At 55.7% G+C, this 18,524-nt stretch carries 16 protein-coding genes; 7 read left to right on the top strand and 9 right to left on the bottom strand.

Annotation, left to right across the window (positions count from 1 at the left end):
* The first annotated feature begins 141 nt into the window (after window positions 1-141).
* Window positions 142-774 (top strand): response regulator transcription factor, encoded by a 633-nt coding sequence (locus OC597_RS19115; protein WP_261259007.1) that lies wholly within the window; start codon window positions 142-144, stop codon window positions 772-774.
* On the top strand, window positions 771-2,552 hold the full coding sequence (locus OC597_RS19120) for a hybrid sensor histidine kinase/response regulator (protein ID WP_262210035.1): 1,782 nt from the start codon (window positions 771-773) through the stop codon (window positions 2,550-2,552). Before OC597_RS19115 ends, OC597_RS19120 begins: the two co-directional genes overlap by 4 nt.
* A gap of 77 nt (window positions 2,553-2,629) precedes the next feature.
* On the opposite strand, the gene OC597_RS19125 is transcribed toward OC597_RS19120, so the two are convergent.
* The gene (locus OC597_RS19125; RefSeq protein WP_262210036.1) at window positions 2,630-3,463 is read right to left on the bottom strand and encodes an enoyl-CoA hydratase/isomerase family protein; all 834 of its coding nucleotides are present in this window, start codon (window positions 3,461-3,463) and stop codon (window positions 2,630-2,632) included.
* Between the two features lie 126 nt (window positions 3,464-3,589).
* Here OC597_RS19125 and OC597_RS19130 point away from each other — a divergent pair, with 126 nt between their 5' ends.
* Window positions 3,590-3,964 (top strand): winged helix-turn-helix transcriptional regulator, encoded by a 375-nt coding sequence (locus tag OC597_RS19130; RefSeq protein ID WP_261259000.1) that lies wholly within the window; start codon window positions 3,590-3,592, stop codon window positions 3,962-3,964.
* An 11-nt stretch (window positions 3,965-3,975) separates the two neighbouring features.
* Here the strand turns inward: OC597_RS19130 and OC597_RS19135 are convergent, their stop codons facing one another.
* The 4 genes from OC597_RS19135 to guaB all read right to left on the bottom strand — a co-directional run bounded on the left by OC597_RS19135 (window position 3,976) and on the right by guaB (window position 9,120).
* Window positions 3,976-4,515 carry a GNAT family N-acetyltransferase gene (locus OC597_RS19135; protein ID WP_262210037.1) on the bottom strand — a complete coding sequence of 180 codons (540 nt, stop codon included), beginning with the start codon at window positions 4,513-4,515 and terminating at the stop codon, window positions 3,976-3,978.
* An 83-nt stretch (window positions 4,516-4,598) separates the two neighbouring features.
* Complete coding sequence (locus OC597_RS19140; protein WP_262210038.1) at window positions 4,599-5,780, bottom strand: MFS transporter; 1,182 nt, start codon at window positions 5,778-5,780, stop codon at window positions 4,599-4,601.
* A 197-nt stretch (window positions 5,781-5,977) separates the two neighbouring features.
* Window positions 5,978-7,555, bottom strand: coding sequence for a glutamine-hydrolyzing GMP synthase (guaA, locus tag OC597_RS19145; RefSeq protein ID WP_207979608.1), 1,578 nt, complete (start codon window positions 7,553-7,555; stop codon window positions 5,978-5,980).
* Between the two features lie 101 nt (window positions 7,556-7,656).
* Complete coding sequence (guaB, locus tag OC597_RS19150) at window positions 7,657-9,120, bottom strand: IMP dehydrogenase (RefSeq protein ID WP_261258979.1); 1,464 nt, start codon at window positions 9,118-9,120, stop codon at window positions 7,657-7,659.
* A gap of 170 nt (window positions 9,121-9,290) precedes the next feature.
* Here guaB and xseA point away from each other — a divergent pair, with 170 nt between their 5' ends.
* Window positions 9,291-10,667, top strand: coding sequence for an exodeoxyribonuclease VII large subunit (gene xseA / locus OC597_RS19155; protein WP_207979606.1), 1,377 nt, complete (start codon window positions 9,291-9,293; stop codon window positions 10,665-10,667).
* Window positions 10,668-10,673: 6 nt separating this feature from the next.
* Here the strand turns inward: xseA and OC597_RS19160 are convergent, their stop codons facing one another.
* Window positions 10,674-13,040 (bottom strand): glycoside hydrolase family 31 protein, encoded by a 2,367-nt coding sequence (locus OC597_RS19160; protein WP_262210039.1) that lies wholly within the window; start codon window positions 13,038-13,040, stop codon window positions 10,674-10,676.
* A gap of 11 nt (window positions 13,041-13,051) precedes the next feature.
* Complete coding sequence (locus tag OC597_RS19165; protein ID WP_261258975.1) at window positions 13,052-14,359, bottom strand: MFS transporter; 1,308 nt, start codon at window positions 14,357-14,359, stop codon at window positions 13,052-13,054.
* A gap of 364 nt (window positions 14,360-14,723) precedes the next feature.
* Between OC597_RS19165 and OC597_RS19170 the strand changes: the two genes are divergently transcribed.
* The 3 genes from OC597_RS19170 (at window position 14,724) to OC597_RS19180 (ending at window position 17,255) form a co-directional block, all read left to right on the top strand.
* Window positions 14,724-15,806: a LacI family DNA-binding transcriptional regulator gene (locus tag OC597_RS19170; protein WP_261258974.1), complete on the top strand. Its 1,083-nt coding sequence runs from the start codon at window positions 14,724-14,726 to the stop codon at window positions 15,804-15,806.
* Window positions 15,807-15,888: 82 nt separating this feature from the next.
* Window positions 15,889-16,914 carry a M4 family metallopeptidase gene (locus OC597_RS19175; protein ID WP_262210040.1) on the top strand — a complete coding sequence of 342 codons (1,026 nt, stop codon included), beginning with the start codon at window positions 15,889-15,891 and terminating at the stop codon, window positions 16,912-16,914.
* Window positions 16,914-17,255, top strand: a complete 342-nt coding sequence (locus OC597_RS19180) for a protealysin inhibitor emfourin (protein ID WP_261258972.1) — start codon at window positions 16,914-16,916, stop codon at window positions 17,253-17,255. The genes OC597_RS19175 and OC597_RS19180 overlap by 1 nt, the downstream gene beginning before the upstream one ends.
* Window positions 17,256-17,259: 4 nt before the next feature.
* Here OC597_RS19180 and OC597_RS19185 read toward each other — a convergent pair whose 3' ends face one another.
* Window positions 17,260-17,481: a zinc ribbon domain-containing protein gene (locus OC597_RS19185; RefSeq protein ID WP_261258970.1), complete on the bottom strand. Its 222-nt coding sequence runs from the start codon at window positions 17,479-17,481 to the stop codon at window positions 17,260-17,262.
* Between the two features lie 13 nt (window positions 17,482-17,494).
* Complete coding sequence (locus OC597_RS19190) at window positions 17,495-18,451, bottom strand: AEC family transporter (RefSeq protein WP_261425773.1); 957 nt, start codon at window positions 18,449-18,451, stop codon at window positions 17,495-17,497.
* Window positions 18,452-18,524 lie beyond the last annotated feature (73 nt).

Consider the following 18,524-nt stretch of genomic DNA (forward strand, 5'->3'; position numbering starts at 1 on the left):
AATGGCTCTATGTTTTATCTTGTCCAAATCCCCACATAATATATTTCTCTTTCCTAAACGAAAAAACCCTCCTAAAGTAGGGAGGGTCAATAATAAAAATCATCAGAACCATCTGATATGCTTAGGCGAAAGGAGATAGCTTTGGGGCAGGATTATGCACTGGTTGTTGATGACCATCCTTTGGTGGCAAGTGGCATTGCCAATTTCCTTAATTCGCATTGTCGATTCAAACATGTTTATGTGGCAACCAACGAAGATAATTGTTATCGACACATTCTTGAAAATGGTGCTCCGCGTTTAATCGTAATCGATTTTTGGTTATCCGATGGCACGGCATTAAAATTGCTGAAAGAGATAAAACAGCTTTATCCTCAGGTACGTTTACTGGTGGTCAGTGGTGACGAGAATAATGAAATATGGCAAAAGGTGCGTGATGCCGGCGGTCACGGTTTTGTACTTAAAAACGAACCGCCTGAATCATTTGAAAAAGCCGTTTTTGCGCTGACCGACAATCGGCAATGGTTTCCTCTGGATAACTCCATGGATAGCGCCAGTGCTAAAAATCACTTCCATAACTTTAATTTAACCCCACGGCAAATTGACGTTTTAACCATGATGATGCGCGGCCTACCTAATAAGAGAATTGCCGCACAACTCTCTATTTCCGAACCTACCGTCAAAGAACACATCAGTAATATCTTGAAAAAAATAGGCGTTAACAGCCGAGTGGAGGCGATTACTTTACTTCATGGCAGACAGGCTCCATCAGAATGAAAATAATTCAGTCTTTACAGGATGATGGGATCTCTCCGCGAGCGCAAATTCGCCTGCTGGACAATACCTTTCTACGCCTGGTGTTTAGCTTCAGCGCGGTGCCTCTTGTCGGCATCCCTTTCGCGATTTGGATTTATTTACTGGGGGAAAACCTGTGGCCGATTACTAGCTGGATAGTCTTGTATCTTTGCTGTGCCGTGGCTATCAGAGTATGGCACCGCAGCTATAAAAATGAAGCCAAGAAAAAAGACGCAGAGGCTATTCTCCGCCGCTGGCTACCGCACATTAATAAAGTCGCTTTCGTTCATGGCTTAGGTATTTCCTCATTATATGTAATCACACCGCAGACCGGGAATTTTGACTTCTTCTTATTATTGAACATCAGCATAGCGGCTATCGTCGCGGCAAATGCAACACATCTGACGCCAATTATTAGCACCTTTACCCTGTTTTTCTTTTCCTGCTGGGGCATGCTGAATATTGGCATCATCTGGCGCTTAAACGATGTCATGTTTATTGTGTTGATGCTTAATCTGCTTTATGGGTTCGCCATCTACCGCCACGCGTTAAGCTCTCATAAATTCTTCATCCAGCAAGCCCGCCTCGAAGAGAACAGCTCCCGCCTTGCAGAGCAATTTAGGCAGGCCAAAGAAGAAGCGGAACAGGCCCTGCTGGATAAAAACCAATTTCTTACCACCGCCAGCCATGACTTACGCCAACCGGTGCATGCCATGGGTTTTTTGATCGAAGCCATCATTCATAAAAACCGCGATACCACGCTCACCCCACAACTCATGGATCTGCAGCAAAGCGTGCGCTCCGTGCACCTGATGTTTAATTCTTTACTCGATCTCAGCAAGATTGAATCCGGCAATGTCAGCACGGCCTCCACTCACGTGGATATTGGAACGGTGCTCGATTCGGTAATTACCCTGTTTCGTGAAGAAGCGAATAGCCGGAAATTGTCATTGCGGACCTGGCGGCCCAAGCGACGAATCCTCGTGGTGGGCGATCAATTACTCATCAGGCAATCACTGATTAACCTGATCCAAAATGCGCTGCGTTACACATCCAAAGGCGGCGTATTGATAGCGATCCGCCCGCAGAGGGGGGAATGTCTGTTCGAGGTATGGGACACCGGCGTTGGTATTGCCGACGACGAAAAAGGCAAAGTCTTTTCCCCCTATTATCGTCCCGAACTGGCGTGGAAAATTGATAGCGCCGGCCATGGATTGGGGTTGGCGGTCGTGGCACGCTGCGCCAAATTGATGAAAGTGAAATACGGCATGCACTCCGTTGAGGGTAAAGGATCCCGTTTCTGGATGCGCTTTGCCCTGTACACCGGGGAAGACAAAACCCCCGAAATCGCAAGTACTTACTCAAACACCGTTACCCCTGCTCGCTATGCGCCGCTATACGGTTCCTGCCTGGTCGTGGACGATGATCCGCTGGTGACTTCTGCCTGGTCGAGTTTGATGAGCACCTGGGGCCTGACCGTGCGCTGCGCCGCTTCCGCAAAGGAGGCTTTTGCCATTATCGATGAAGGCTTTCGCCCTTTCGCCGTACTCTGCGATCAACGGCTTCGCTCTGGCGAGAGCGGTTTCGATATCTTGAAAGCCCTGTTTGACCGCCTGCCGGATACCAGCGGTGCCATGGTCAGCGGTGAATTTAACTCACCCACTTTGCAACAGGCCGAGCAGGAGGGCTATCTGGTATTAAGAAAACCATTGGAACCCGCAAAACTCTATGTGTTGCTGTCGCAGTGGGCATCCTGTTAGTGGAGAGGCTTTAAACCAGTGAACCCACACCGGAATTCCGTTTCCGTATGGGTCAGATTTCAGGGGAGAAATCCCTTTTAGATCTCAAGCCCGCGCATCAGGCCTTCGAGGTTTCGTTCACCGTCGCGGGTCTGGGCACCCGCCTTAAGCCCACCGCGAATGAGTTTTTCTGCTGCCGGGCGTTCAAACAGCCCTGCCCAGGCATCGTGTTCGCGATAAAAACCTTCCCGCAGATCTGGCGCGGGCATCGCCTTCTTGGCTGCCGCAATCACCCCCTCGGGCAATGCCGCGATGTTGTGAGCCAACCGATCGACGAAATCATCGAGCTCGCCTGCGGGCAATGCACGATTAATCCATCCGTAACGTTCCGCCGTGGCCGCATCGATAAGCTCGGCGCCAAGCACCACTTCAAGAGCACGACCGCGCGTCATCCGGCTGGTCAGATACTGGGTCGCCCCGCCGCCGGGGGTAATCCCCATCAGCGCTTCACATTGGGCAAGTCCCGCCAGCCCTTCCGCGGCAAATGCCATATCGGCCGCCGCAACAAACTCGGCACCACCGCCGCGTGCCAGCCCGGCCAGCTTGACGATCGTGACCTGTGGCTGCGCGCGCAGAAGCTCACCGAACGCCTGAAACGGATTAAGCCCTTCAGGAGCATCACGTGCAAGCTCATCGAAAGCATGGGGTTCATCAATTAAGGTCATGTCGACGTGAGCAATAAAAAACTCGGGATTCGCACTCTGGAATACCAGCACTCGCGTGTTCGGGTCGTCACGAACAGAAACAAGAAAGCGGCTAAGTTCCGACATCAAAGACACATCGAGAACATTTACCGGCGGATTGTTGATGGTAATCGTCGACACGCCAGCGTCATGGGAAATACTCAGCCTGCCGAAATCTGTATCAGTCATGTCAATTTCCTGGGTGGTTTGCGGGACATTGGCACCGGGTTTGGGTGCTGTTCACTGCATGGTATACTTTGCATACCTAGGGTCAATTACGCACTTTAAGCATCCCAGGGATGCTGGAGGATACCGATGAACCAGACCGATCCGATTTACCGCGCCGACTGCCCAAGCCGAATCATTCTCGACCAGATCGCGGATAAATGGTCAATGATGGTGTTGGAGGTGCTTCGCGAGCCACGGCGCTTCAATGCCATCAAGCGTCGCCTCGATGGCGTCACTCAACGCGTACTGACCCAGACACTGCGCAAGCTTGAGCGCAACGGCATGGTAAAACGCAGGGTGTTGGATGGCCGAGTGCTGGGCGTCGAGTATTCACTGACGCCGCTCGGCGAGTCGTTGCAGGGGCCGTTCTCAATTTTATTTGATTGGACGCTGGGAAATATGGAGTCGATACAGGACAGTCAACGCAGATATGATGAGCAAAACCAACAGGGTGAAAATTGAGGCTGACAGCCTCAATTTCCTGCGCGATGAATGGCTGCGTACATCCAATAATCTCGGGCCTGCCCACGCACGCGACGGTATTGCCTTATCAAGCCTTCGCGTTGCATGCCCACCCGCTCCAGAACGGCAATGGACAATATATTGCTATCAAGGACAGTAGCCTGCACACGCTGAAGGCCCAGAGCAGTGTGCGCCCAATAAATAACGGCACTCGCCGCCTCAGTCGCCAAACCCCGGCCACAATGGCGCGGGTCAAGATCGTAGGCAATTTCAGCCCGGCCATGCTCGCGGGATATTTCGTTCAACCCCACCGTGCCGAGCAAACTGTCACTCGAATCTACAATGGCCCAACGAAGAGAATCTCTGCCTTTGGCATAGTCAGCAACCAGCTTTTCGAGGTTGGTAGAGCCAACATCCCCCCAACTGGTATGTTCAATGACGCCTGGCTCGCTCAAATATGCCGACCACGCATCAACATCATTTGGTCCCAGCGGCCTTAAAGACGCGTAAAGCTCGTCAGGTAGCGGTATTCGTATTGGCAATGTCGTCATAGCACCTCCGGCGAATCCTTCAAAACCTGGCGGTCGAGCTAACCACCTTTGCAGAAATATAACGTACTGTAATTTAGGCGCGATTACGAGGAAACGGGTTCTGTTCGAGATCGTGGAATCGAGGCCATCATCAGGATAATGGCAGGGACAACCACCACGCCGGCTGACAACATGGCACCTTTAAAACCAGCTACACTCAACGCCTCCCCGCCAATAATCACACCCAGACCAATCGCGCTGTTCAACACCGCCGTATGGATCGCAGTTGCCGGTACTGTATGATCTCCTGCAATCCTCAATACCCAGGTCTGCAGACCGGTAAACAAAGCGGAAATAGCCACGCCCCAAATCACCAGTAAGATCACTACGGCCACGATCCCCATTGGCGGGCCGTAGATGCCTAAAATCACCAAGGCCAGCGCCATCGCCATCAACGCCACCAGAATGAAAACCTTCAAGTAGCGATCGATAAAGAGTGCACTCAGCAAGTTACCCAGGAAACCGGCTGCCCCAAAGGCAAACAACAAGGCAGCAATCAAGTACGACGTCATGCCCGGTACCTGGCCAATAAAGGGTTCGACAAAGGTATAGGCACCAAAATGAGCGGCCGCCGTCAGCCCGGTAATGACGTACGTAATCAAGAGATCCTTACGGCGCAGTACCACCGCGAACCCGACACCTTTGGCTAGAGAATGAATGTGCATAGCAGGTAGCACCAACGCCATAGCACCGGCACTGGCGACACACAGCAGGGCCAGGCATACAAAGGCCGTGCGCCAGCCATCGTATTGGCCAACCAGGTTGATCAGCGGGACGCCCATAACCGTAGCAATGGTGATGCCCCCTAAAACAATCGAGGTGGCAAGCCCCATTCGGTGTGTCGGCACAATATGCGCGGCAGTGGCAGCCACGATGGCCCAGAACACGCCATGGGCCAATGCACCGACGGCGCGGGCACCGAGCAGCATAGAGAATTCGGGGGATAACGCCGCCAGACCGTTAGAGACGGCCAGTATCAACATCAATGCGATCAACAGTGCCTTGCGCGGGATCCAACGGTTTAACCCGTTTGATAATAGGCCACTGGCAGCACCGATCCATGCATATAACGTCACGGTTAGCCCGATGGTTGAGGGGGCTTGACCAAGGTCGTTTGATAGCTGCGATAACAAGCCAATGGGAGCGAATTCGGAGGTCACCATAGTGAACGAAGCCACACACAACACACTGACCGCACACCATATCCGCAAAGCTGAGTTGGGCATCTGTCCATTCCTGTTTATGGCTGAGCCATCGTGAGCCCCCCTGCGGAGATACCCTGACTCGTAGCGGCTACCATGCCACAAAAAAGTGGTGCTTGGCGATGCCAAATATTGCCAGGCGGTGCCGGAAAAAAGACAAAAAAAAGCCCGCTTTATGCGGGCTTGGGTAGATTCTTTGCTAGTTGCTGTCGAACGTCAAATCATTCCCACTCAATGGTAGCCGGTGGCTTGCCACTGATGTCATAAACCACACGGGAAATGCCATTCACTTCGTTGATGATGCGGTTGGACACGCGGCCGAGGAAATCGTACGGCAGGTGCGCCCAATGCGCGGTCATAAAATCGATGGTTTCCACTGCGCGCAGTGAAACAACCCAGTCGTATTTACGGCCATCGCCCATCACGCCAACCGAACGGACCGGCAGGAATACGGTAAATGCCTGGCTGACCTTGTTGTACAGATCGGCCTTGTGCAGTTCTTCGATGAAGATGGCATCGGCGCGACGCAGCAGGTCGCAATACTCTTTCTTCACTTCGCCCAGCACGCGCACGCCCAGACCTGGCCCCGGGAACGGGTGGCGGAACAGCATGTCGTACGGCAGGCCCAGTTCCAGACCAATTTTGCGCACTTCGTCTTTGAACAGCTCTTTCAGCGGTTCGACCAGACCCAGCTTCATCTCTTTCGGCAGGCCACCCACGTTGTGGTGCGACTTGATCACGTGCGCTTTGCCGGTGGCAGAAGCGGCGGATTCGATCACGTCCGGGTAGATGGTGCCTTGCGCCAGCCATTTAACTTCAGATTGCTTGCAGGCTTCTTCGTCGAACAGCTCAACGAACACGCGACCAATGATCTTGCGCTTGGCTTCTGGCTCGTCAACACCGGCCAGTGCGCTCAGGAAGCGATCTTCTGCCGCCACGTGAACAATGTTCAGGCCGAAGTGGTCGCCAAACATTTCCAGTACCTGCTCGGCTTCGTTCAGGCGCAGCAGGCCGTTGTCGACAAACACGCAGGTCAGGCGTTCGCCGATAGCGCGATGCAGCAGCATGGCGGTAACGGAAGAATCTACGCCGCCGGACAGGCCGAGGATCACGTGATCTTCACCCACCTGCTGGCGAATACGCTCTACCGCATCTTCAATGATGGTCGCCGGGGTCCACAGGGCTTCACACTGGCAGATATCCAGTACGAAACGCTCCAGCATCCGCTGGCCTTGACGGGTGTGGGTCACTTCCGGGTGGAACTGCACGCCGTAGAAGCGTTTTTCTTCGTTGGCCATAATGGCAAACGGACAGGTATCGGTGCTGGCAACGGTCACGAAGTCAGCCGGGATAGCGGTAACTTTGTCGCCGTGGCTCATCCACACGTCCAGCAGCGGTTTACCGGCCGGGCTCAGGGCATCTTCGATGTCGCGAACCAATGCGCTTTCGGTAGTGATTTCTACCTGTGCATAACCGAACTCACGCTCGTTGGAACCTTCTACCTGGCCACCCAACTGCATCGCCATGGTCTGCATGCCATAGCATACGCCCAGCACCGGCACACCGGCGGTGAAAACGTATTCTGGCGCGCGCGGGCTGTTGGCTTCGGTAGTGCTTTCCGGGCCGCCGGACAGGATGATGCCGCTTGGATTGAATTCGCGGATTTGCTCTTCGCTAACGTCCCAGGCCCACAGCTCACAGTAAACGCCGATTTCGCGCACGCGGCGTGCTACCAGTTGAGTGTATTGCGAACCAAAATCCAGAATAAGGATGCGATGCTTATGGATATTTTTTGTCATGTGAGGCGAATTCCAGCAACAGAGAAAAAGAGCGAAAATAGTGTTTTCGGGGTGAAGCGTTACGCCCCACCCCGGCTTCCCCCGCAGGAGAAGTTAAAGCATTAACCCATGCGGTAGTTCGGTGACTCTTTGGTGATGGTCACGTCATGCACGTGGCTTTCCTGAATGCCGGCGCCGCTGATGCGCACAAATTCAGCCTTGGTGCGCAGTTCGTCGATGGTGGCGCAACCGGTCAGGCCCATGCAAGAGCGCAGACCGCCCATTTGCTGGTGAACGATCGCTTTCAGCATGCCTTTGTAAGCCACGCGGCCTTCGATACCTTCCGGCACCAGTTTGTCGGCGGCGTTATCGGTCTGGAAGTAACGGTCGGAAGAGCCTTTGGACATCGCGCCCAGAGAACCCATACCGCGATAGGATTTGAACGAACGGCCCTGATACAGCTCGATTTCGCCCGGAGATTCTTCGGTACCTGCCAGCATGGAGCCGACCATCACACAGGCTGCACCTGCCGCGATAGCTTTGGCGATGTCGCCGGAGAAACGGATGCCGCCGTCGGCGATAACCGGGATACCGGTACCTTCCAGCGCTTCAACCGCGTCAGCGATAGCGGTGATCTGCGGTACGCCTACGCCGGTAACAATACGGGTGGTACAGATGGAGCCAGGACCGATACCCACTTTCACTGCGCTAACGCCGGCATCAGCCAGTGCTTTGGCGCCTGAAGCGGTCGCGACGTTACCGCCAACGATCTGCAGGTCCGGGTATTTGGCGCGGGTTTCGCGAATGCGCTGCAATACGCCTTCGGAATGGCCGTGAGAGGAGTCAATCAGCAGGACGTCAACACCGGCAGCGACCAGCGCATCAACGCGCTCTTCGTTACCTGCACCGGCGCCAACGGCAGCACCTACGCGCAGACGGCCGTGCTCGTCTTTACAGGCGTTTGGCTTGCGTTCCGCTTTCTGGAAGTCTTTTACGGTGATCATGCCCAGCAGATGGAACTGATCGTCGACCACCAGCGCTTTCTCAACGCGTTTTTCGTGCATTTTCTGCAGCACGACTTCACGCGCTTCGCCTTCTCTCACCGTAACCAAACGCTCTTTCGGCGTCATCACGGCGGTAACAGGCTGGTTCAGATCGGTGACGAAGCGAACGTCACGGCCGGTAATAATACCAACCAGTTCATTTTCTTCGGTCACTACCGGGTAGCCGGCAAAGCCGTTACGCGCGGTCAGTTCTTTCACTTCTTTCAGGGTGGTGGTCGGTGTCACGGCTTGTGGATCGGTAACCACGCCGCTTTCATGTTTTTTCACGCGGCGGACTTCTTCAGCCTGACGCTCAATGGACATGTTTTTGTGGATGAAGCCCAAACCGCCTTCCTGCGCCAACGCGATAGCCAGATTGGCTTCGGTGACGGTATCCATAGCTGCGGACAGCATAGGGATGTTCAGGTGGATAGTTTTGGTCAATTGGGTGCCGAGCTCAGCGGTATTAGGCAGAACCGTAGAGTGAGCTGGAACCAGGAGAACGTCGTCGAATGTCAGTGCTTCTTTTGCGATACGTAGCATGGGCAATATCTCACCAGAGTGGGCTGTGAAAAAGATAAAATATTGCCGCGGCATTATACAGAGCGTAATCGGTTGCCTCCAGCACTTTCTTACAAAAACTCTTGATTACCTTTTTCAGCCATGTAGTATCGACCAATTAAGTGATTGTTTTGAAATTTGATCTGGGTCACATGTCGCTACCTGTTTCGCCGTCTATTTTTACCGTAAGCCGCCTGAATCAGACGGTTCGACAGCTGCTGGAAATGGAAATGGGCCAGATTTGGCTCTCCGCAGAGATTTCCAACTTCTCCCAACCCTCTTCCGGCCACTGGTATTTCACGCTGAAAGACGATCGTGCGCAGGTCCGTTGTGCGATGTTCCGCAACACCAACCGCCGCACCACTTTCCGTCCTCAGAATGGCCAACAGGTTCTGGTTCGCGCCAGCATTACGCTGTATGAACCGCGCGGCGACTACCAACTGATTGCCGAAAGCATGCAACCTGCCGGTGACGGCCTGCTGCAACAGCAGTTCGACCAGTTGAAACAGCGCCTGAGCGCCGAAGGTCTGTTCGACCAACAGTTCAAGCAACCCTTGCCCAGCCCGGCCAAACGCGTCGGGGTCATCACCTCCGCCAGCGGTGCGGCGCTGCACGATGTGCTGCAGGTGTTGCAACGGCGTGACCCTTCACTGCCTATCGTTATCTATCCCACTTCGGTACAGGGCGCTGAAGCGCCATTGCAGATTGTGCGCGCCATCGAAACGGCTAACCGCCGGGACGAGTGTGACGTACTGATCGTCGGCCGTGGCGGGGGCTCGCTGGAAGACCTGTGGAGCTTCAACGACGAACGCGTGGCGCGGGCGATATTCGCCAGCCGCATTCCGATCGTCAGCGCCGTCGGCCATGAAACCGACGTCACCATTGCCGACTTTGTCGCCGATCTGCGGGCACCAACCCCTTCCGCCGCTGCCGAACTGGTCAGTCGCAATCAGCTGGAGCTGCTGCGCCAGTTGCAGTCCCAACAACAGCGGATGGAAATGGCGATGGATTACTATCTGGCGCAGCGTCAGCAACAGTTCACCCGCATCAACCACCGTTTGCAGCAACAGCATCCGCACCTGCGCCTGGCGCGTCAGCAGACGCTGTTGTTCAAACTGCAACGCCGGTTGGAAGACGGCATGCAGAACCAACTGCGTGTGTCCTCACGCCGCAGCGAGCGGGCGCAACAGCGTCTGGCACAGATGCAGCCGCAGGCACGCATTCATCGCTACCAGCAACGCGTGCAGCAGCAGGAATACCGGTTGCAACAGGCGCTGGAACGTCAGCTCAACGCCTGGCGTCAGCGCTTCGGCGTCGCCTGTAGCCAGCTAGAAGCGGTCAGCCCGTTGGCAACGCTGGCACGTGGCTACAGCGTGACGCAAACCCCGCGCGGCGAACTGCTGAAAACCACCAAGCAAGCTCAGGTGGGTGAACTGCTGAAAACCCGTCTGCAGGATGGCTGGGTGGAAAGCGAGGTGAAAACCATCACCGTCGCCAAAAAACCGCGCAAAAAGCGCGCGGCTGAATAATTCCGCTTATTCCAGCGTAAAACTGCTGCCCGGCGCGCCGTTGATCCACAGCTCGCGCGTTTCTCCGGCAGGCAAGCTGAAGGTCAAGGTTTGCCATGCCGGTTTAAAACGGCCTTCGGTAGTGATGGTCAGCGTGATGCGCTGATTGTCACTGAGCATCTCCCAGCGCAGCCACAGTGCGTCGCCCTGCTGCCAGCCATAACTTTCCCCGTCGTCTTCAAATAACAGCCCAGAAGCGCTGCCACAGCCTTTTAGCGGATAGAGTTTAAGCTCGCGCCGATCGTCGGTCGTCACATCAACATGAGCCAATCGGGACGACAGCGGTAACCCTGCACCGGCACGTACCAGTAACGGCAAGCGCTCCAGCGGGGCCTCCAGCACCACCGTCTGGCCACCACTGAACCACTGGCCGCTGTAGAAGCAGTACCAGCCGTCGCCGTTATCCGGCAGATACACCGGTCGCTGGCGCTGCCCCTGCTCTACCACGCTGGCCACCAGCAGATCGCGGCCGATCATAAAATCGTCGGTTTCCCTTAGGGTCTGCTCGTCATGCTCATGGTCGAGGAAGGTCGGGCGCAGCATCGGCTCGTCGTCGGCACTGGCCTGCCACAGCAGGGTGTAGAAATACGGCATCAGCCGGTAGCGCAGGTTAATCGCCTCGCGTACCGCCGGGGTGGCGGCCGGATACATCCAGGGTTCGTTAACCGTGGCGTCATCGTTCCAGGAGTGAATGGTGAAACGCGGATGCATCACGCCGTTTTGCACCCAACGCACCAGGAGTTCGGCGTCCGGCTTATCACCGGAGAACCCACCGACGTCATGCCCCAGGTTATACAGCCCCGACAGGCTCATGCCCAACCCCATGCGGATGTTGTAGCGCAGGGTCTGCCAACTGGTGCGGTTATCGCCGCTCCAGGTCTGCACATAACGCTGCATACCGGCACATCCGGAGCGCGAAATTAGGTAGGGCCGCAGGTCGGGAGCAAAGCGTTGCTGGGCTTCCATTGAAGCGCGCATCATCAGTAGCGGCATCACCGGGCGGATATGTTTGATGGCAATCGGTCGGCCGAAACCGTGGCAACGTGCCTCCCCGTCCCACACTTCGTATTCGTTATTGTCATTCCAGGTGGAATCGATACCCATCTCCAGCAGTTGCTGCGTCACGCCCTGCTGCCACCAGCGGACAGCCGCCGGGTTGGTGAAGTCGAGGTGCGAGCCTTCGTCGTCCCAAAAGCTGGAGCGCTCCGGTCGATCGCTTTCAGAATCACGGATAAACAGCCCCTGATCCGCCGCCTGCTGATACTGCGGGTGATCCTGCAGCAGACAGGGCTTGATGTTGGCCGCCAGCTTCAGTCCGGCATCGTGAAACGCCTGGCTCAGTAGCTTGGGCTGCGGCACCTTGTCGTAATTCCAGTTGAACACATAGCGCTTGTTGGCAATCGAGGTGTAACCCGATGACAGCTGGAAAGAGTCGCAGGGAATATCATGCTGGCGACAGAGCTGAATAAACTGCTGCAATTGCTGCTGGGCGTCCGGCGCGTCGGTGTAATGCATGGTAGAACCGCTGTAGCCCAGGCTCCATTTCGGTCCAAAATGAGTTTTACCGGTCAGGCGCACAAACGCCTTGGTCACATCCAGCACCTTCGGCCCAAGGAACAGGTAATAATCCAGATCCCCCGCCTCCGCCTGATAACGCCGATAGGCCAGATGGTAGTTGTCGATCTCATTACCCAGATCCAGCCAGCAGCTGCTCAGGTTGTCGTAAAACAGCCCGAAACTGGCCTCTGCACCACGGGTGATGGTGAACGGAATGTGTTTGTACAGCGGGTCGGTGCTGGCGGCGTTGTAACCCATCGCGTCCAGATTGCGCATTTCAAAGCGACGGCCGCTGCGTTCCAAATCACCGGCCTTCTCACCCAGGCCATAATAACGCTCGGCAGTCTGACGGCGCTGATAATGGGCCACGCCGTCACCGTGCGGATTAAGCAGGTAAGCGCTGGTGGGCCGATCGGCTGCCAGTGGACGCCATTCCCCAGCGGCGTTGCAGTGCTCCCACTCCAGCCACAACGGCTGATGCACCGTCACGCGCAGTGCAGACGTCGCCACCACCAGCCGATCGCCATGTTGCTGCAATTGATAGCCCGGCAGGCCGAACCCGGCTACGCTCAACCGGTCACGCCCTTCCCAGGGCACGTCAGTCTGCGGCGCGATGCTCCAGGTGCGATCCAACGCCAACTCGCCGTTGCGTTTGATCAACACGCGGAACAGGTCATTTTCCAGCACGAACAGGCAAAACAGGTGACGTTCGTCGACCAACAGTTCAATGCGATCGGCATACTGACCGGCCAACGTCCAGTTTTTTAAGGTTTTCATAGGCATCCAACTTAACTATTAAGTGTTTTTTTACCGCCACGTTCGGCGATCAAGGCAATCAGGAACAGGGCGCCGATCAGGTCGAAGAAGCCCATGGCGATAAACAGCGGGTTGAAACCGACGGTATCGGAGACCGCGCCGATCAACAGTGTGAACAGGAAGCTGGCGATCCAGGCGCTGGAGCCGCGCATGCCGTTGACCGTCGCTACCTGATTTTTATCGAACGATTCCACCACCAGCGCGCTGAGCATGCAGGAGATCACCTGATGGCCAAAACCGCCGATCGAGATCAGAGCGATCGCCACGTAGGGATCTTTAGTGATCGCCACAAACGCCAGCGAGACCATCATGAATGCGCCGGTGACCGAACTGGCAACCACCGAGTTGACGCGGCTGCAGCCAAACCATTTGCGATACAGCGTGGTGAGATAGCCGCTGGCAACGCTGCCGATGTCCGCCGCCAAAAACGGCAGCCAGGCAAACATGGCGATGTGTTTTAAATCCATGCCGCGCTCGGTGGCCAGGTACAGCGGCACCCAGAAACTGAATACCGCCCAGGCCGGTTCGGCAAGAAATGCCGGAATGGCTATGCCATAAAACTTTTTATTACGGCACAGGATCGCCAGCGACTTGAGAAATGGCAGCCGGGGCAACTCCGGCTCGTTGTCTTCGCGGATCAGATCCAGCTCCTGCTGGCTCAGATTGGGGTGCTGCAGCGGCGAGTGGTAGAACCGCCACCACAACACGACCCAGACCAGCGCCAGTGCGCCGGAGAACAGGAAAGCGCCCTGCCAGCCAAAAGAGACATGAGCGATAACAATGATCGGCGGTGCCAGCATGGCACCAATAGAAAACCCGACGCCCGCCCAGCCGGCAGCGATCGGCCGTTCCTTTTTCGGGAACCAGTCGGAAATGGCCTTGGCGTTGGCCGGTGTGGCCGCCGCTTCTGCCCCGCCCATGAAGAAGCGCAGGATCGCCAACTGCACCCAGGTGCCTGCCCCGGCGTGCATCATGCAAACCACCGCCCAGATGCTGGCGCAGATCAGGAACCCCATCTTCAGGCCGATCACGTCGATCAGCCAGCCGCAGATCGGCTGAAACACCGTATAGGCCAGTTGGAACGACGCCACCACCCAGGAGTACTGTTCGGTGGTCATGTTCAGGCTGGTTTTCAGCTCCGGCGCCAGGATACCCAGCGAATTACGAGTGATGTAGTTGACCGTCACACCCAGTAAAAACAGCGCCAGCATCCACCAGCGCAGTGATTTAAATTTACGCCGGCCGCTGTCGACGACCGTCTGATTAATTTCAACACTCATCTGTCTTCTCTCCACGACGGCTGCCCGGTGACACAGCACGCTTTTGGTAGGGTATGTTTGGCTAGTGAAGGTATGGATCCAGTGAAATTGAGATGCGCTTCACAGAAGCAGGCACATCGCCTTCACAACCACCTGATTTATTTTCGTTTTATTTATAATTCAGCCCGTTAATTGGACTGATAAATCTATAAAGTTGGCATACCAATTCAGACTAGACAGCCGGAAGCGTGAGCGAAACGTGGTTTTTTGCAAAAGTTTTCATGCGTAGGATAAAAGGTCTCCATAATGGCGACCAAAGCCTGACAGTACGCTGAAAAAACACCGTGGAAATATTTTCATTGCCAAATTTGAAGGAGATCACAGAATGAACGGAAAGCTGAAAATACAGGAAATTGCCCGCCAAACCGGGCTGTCGATCAGCACCGTTTCACGCGTATTAGCAGGCAAGGCCAACACCAGCGCCGAGGCGCGTCAGAAGGTGCTGGCCTGCGCCCAACAGAAGGGGATCCTGCAGGGGATTTCCAGCGGCCGACTGATGTTGAACAACGTGATGGTCTTCGCCCCGCAGCGGGCCTTTGACGTGCGTACCGATATTTTTTACTACAAGGTGATCCAGGGCATCACCGCCGCACTGGCGGAGCACGAAGTACGCATTCGCTATTGCGGGCTTGAGGAATTACACAGCGACGGCGCGCTGTTTCTGGAAAAAATGAGCGATCCGCAGACCCAGGCGGCACTGATTATCGGCATCGATGACGAACACATTCACCAGTTAGCTGCCGACCTGAACAAACCCTGTGTACTGATTAACTGCAGCGACCGTCAGATGCGGCTCGATAGCGTGTCGCCCGACCATCAACTGATTGGCGAGTTCTCCGCCAACTATCTGTTCCAGCAGGGCCACAGCCATATTCTGAACCTGCAATGCCTGCGTCGACACACCATGGAGTTGCGGCTAGCAGGCATTAAACAAGCCTATGCGCGACACAATATCGCCTTTGACGACGGTCGCCATCTGGTCACCACCTCCGGCTTCGGCAGCGAAGAGGCCGAACAGGCACTCACCACCTTTATCAATCGGGTCAGTCACCGCTCGCAGTTGCCCACGGCCATTCTCGCCGGTGGCGACTATATGGCGGTCGGTGCAGTCAAGGCGCTCAACAAACTGCTGTTGAACGTGCCGGGCGATATCTCGGTGATGAGCACCGACGGTTTTAATCTGGCGGAAATTCATGACGTGCCGCTCACCTCAGTACATGTGCCGCGCGACGAACTGGGCTATGAGGCCATTCAACTGCTGCAACGCCGCATGCTGCGTGCCGATGCGCCCCCATGCAACCTGCTGCTGCACGGCAAGCTGGCGGTTCGCACCTCGGTCAAACGCATCAGCGCCCATAAAACTAACCCGGCGGTCAGCACCCACGATCATCGTCTTTACGATGTCTGAGCTACACTTAGTGTCAAAATATTTATAGATACCCTATAGCTTGAAAGAGGACGGGTAACTTTTTTGCCTAAGGAGAGCCACTATGCCGACCCTAACAGCACGATCGGTCATCCCCCCTTATATGCTGCGCCGGATCATTGAGCACGGCAGCCTACCGCAGCGCGACTGCGCGTTGCACACCCTGAACCATGTTCAGAGCCTGCTCGGCAACAAGCCGCTGCGGGCCCTCGGGGCGAAAACCTCGACCGGTGGTAAAGTCATCCGCGATATTTATGACGCCGAAAATAGCACCCAACTGCCCGGCAAACAGGTGCGTGATGAGGGCCAGGCCAGCAACCACGACGTGGCGGTGGATGAAGCCTATGACTACCTCGGCGTCACCTACGATTTTTTCTGGCAGGCGTTCAAACGCAACTCGCTGGACAACCTGGGCCTGCCGCTGACCGGCAGCGTGCATTACGGCAAGGAATACCAGAACGCCTTTTGGAATGGCCAGCAAATGGTCTTCGGCGACGGGGATGGCGAAATCTTTAACCGTTTTACCATCGCCATTGACGTAGTCGGCCACGAATTGGCGCCCGGCGTCACCGAAAGTGAAGCCGGGTTAATTTACTTCCAGCAGGCCGGTGCGCTGAATGAATCGCTGTCTGACGTGTTTGGTTCTTTGGTCAAGCAGTTCCACCTTAAGCAAACTGCTGATAAGGCCGACTGGCTGATTGGTGAAGGGCTACTGGCGAAAGGCATCAACGGCAAGGGTCTACGTTCGATGTCGGTGCCCGGTACCGCCTACGACGATCCGCTGCTGGGGAAAGATCCGCAGCCGGCCAGCATGAAAGACTACATTCAGACCAAAGAAGACAACGGTGGCGTCCACCTCAACTCCGGCATCCCCAACCGCGCCTTTTATCTGGCGGCCACCGCACTGGGCGGCTATGCCTGGGAGAAAGCCGGTTACATCTGGTACGACACCCTGTGTGATAAGGCACTGCCGCAGGACGCTGACTTTGCCACCTTTGTCCGTACCTCGGTAAAGCATGCAGAACAGCGCTTCGACAGCAAGGTAGCGGAAAAGGTACAACAGGCTTGGCATCAGGTGGGGGTGGCATAATGAAACCTTTGCCGGTGCTCAATCAGGACACGGTTATTGAGCTGGCGCGTGAAGGCGGTTTCGCCTTTATTCCCAAACTGGCGGGCCAGCGGCGCATTGCGCTGGCCGACATTACGCCAGAGCAACGGCAGCGCCTGAACCAACTGTTGAACCAGACGCTGCCCTATGCCCAGGAAGAGGGGCAGCCGGATTCCCCCGGCTGCGGTGACCAACGCTATTTTCGCGTGCAGATCAGCTATTACAGCCAGACTCTGAGCAGTGAAATCGTGCTGCTGATCCCGGAAACCAGCGCTCCACAGGCGTTGGTCGACCTGTGGAAAACCGGCCAGGTCGATGAGTGAATACTTACAACGGCTGATAACTGAATAACACCCGTTTTTTGGAGATCAGCCCGTGGCCGTTCTGACACAAATAGTCCACCGCGCCGCAGGCCTTCAGCTCTTGCAACGGTTGCCCGCAATCCGGGCAGTGAGCCAACTGTTGATAATCGCTATTACAGGCGGCGCAATGGTAGTGACCATTCACCCACTCCATCGTTTTATCGCATTGCGGACACTGTACTTCCATAGTCACTCCCAGGTTAAATCACGCCCCATGAGCGCAAGAAATAGATGCCCAGCGCGGTAGTGAAAAACGATCCGACGGTGGTGATGGCGATAATGTTCGCCGCCAGCGTGGCGTTCCCCCCCATGGCTCGCGTCATCACATAGCTCCCCGAAGCCGTTGGCGTGGCCGAGAACAGGAAGATAATCCCCAACGCCGCACCGTGGAACCCGCATAACCAACCACCCAACGTCATCAGCACCGGCACGATAAACAACTTGGCCGAAGAAGACAGTGCCGCCACGTTGGACGAGCGGAACATGGCGCGCAGATCCAAACTGGCACCGGTGCACAGCAGTGCCAGCGGCAGCGACAGTGCAGAGATGTAGCTGCCCGTCTGCCGGATCACCTGAGGGATGCCCAGGCCGGTCTGCGCATAAGCCAAGCCGCACACCAGGCCGATAATCAGCGGATTGGTGACAATGCTGCGCAACAGCGACAGGCGGCTGATCCTCTTGCCCTGTCCGCCCTGCAGGCTACGCGTCAGGGTTATCACCGACAGTACGTTAAACAGGATCACCGTCACCGTCAGGTACAGCGACCCCAACGCTATTCCTTCGCTGCCGTAAGCGGTCATGGCGTAAGCCAGACCGACAATGGCGGTATTGGCGCGGAAGCCCCCTTGCACGAAGACACCGCGTTCCCGTGGATCTTTAACCAGCCAGATAGCCGCCGCTTCCAGCAACAGGAAGGTGACGAGGGTACCAATCGCGCCAAAGATCACCAGCGGCAGGTTACCCAGCAACTGCGGGTGGTTGGTGGCAATGCTGAAGAACAGCAGGCAGGGCAGCGCCAGGTTAAACACCAGCCTGGTGGCACCGTCAATAAACCGATCGTCCATCAGACGCCAGTGGCGCAGCAGTATGCCCAGCAACATCATTAACAGATTGGGGACGGTGACGTTAAATGCAAAACTCCAGGTTTCCCAGGACATGATGTTCCTTCAGGCTGACGGCGATAATCTACGGATAATAAAACGATTTCGGACCAATAAAAAAGGGGCGCGG

This window comes from Serratia proteamaculans, assembly GCF_946227095.1.
Lineage (GTDB): Bacteria > Pseudomonadota > Gammaproteobacteria > Enterobacterales > Enterobacteriaceae > Serratia > Serratia proteamaculans_E.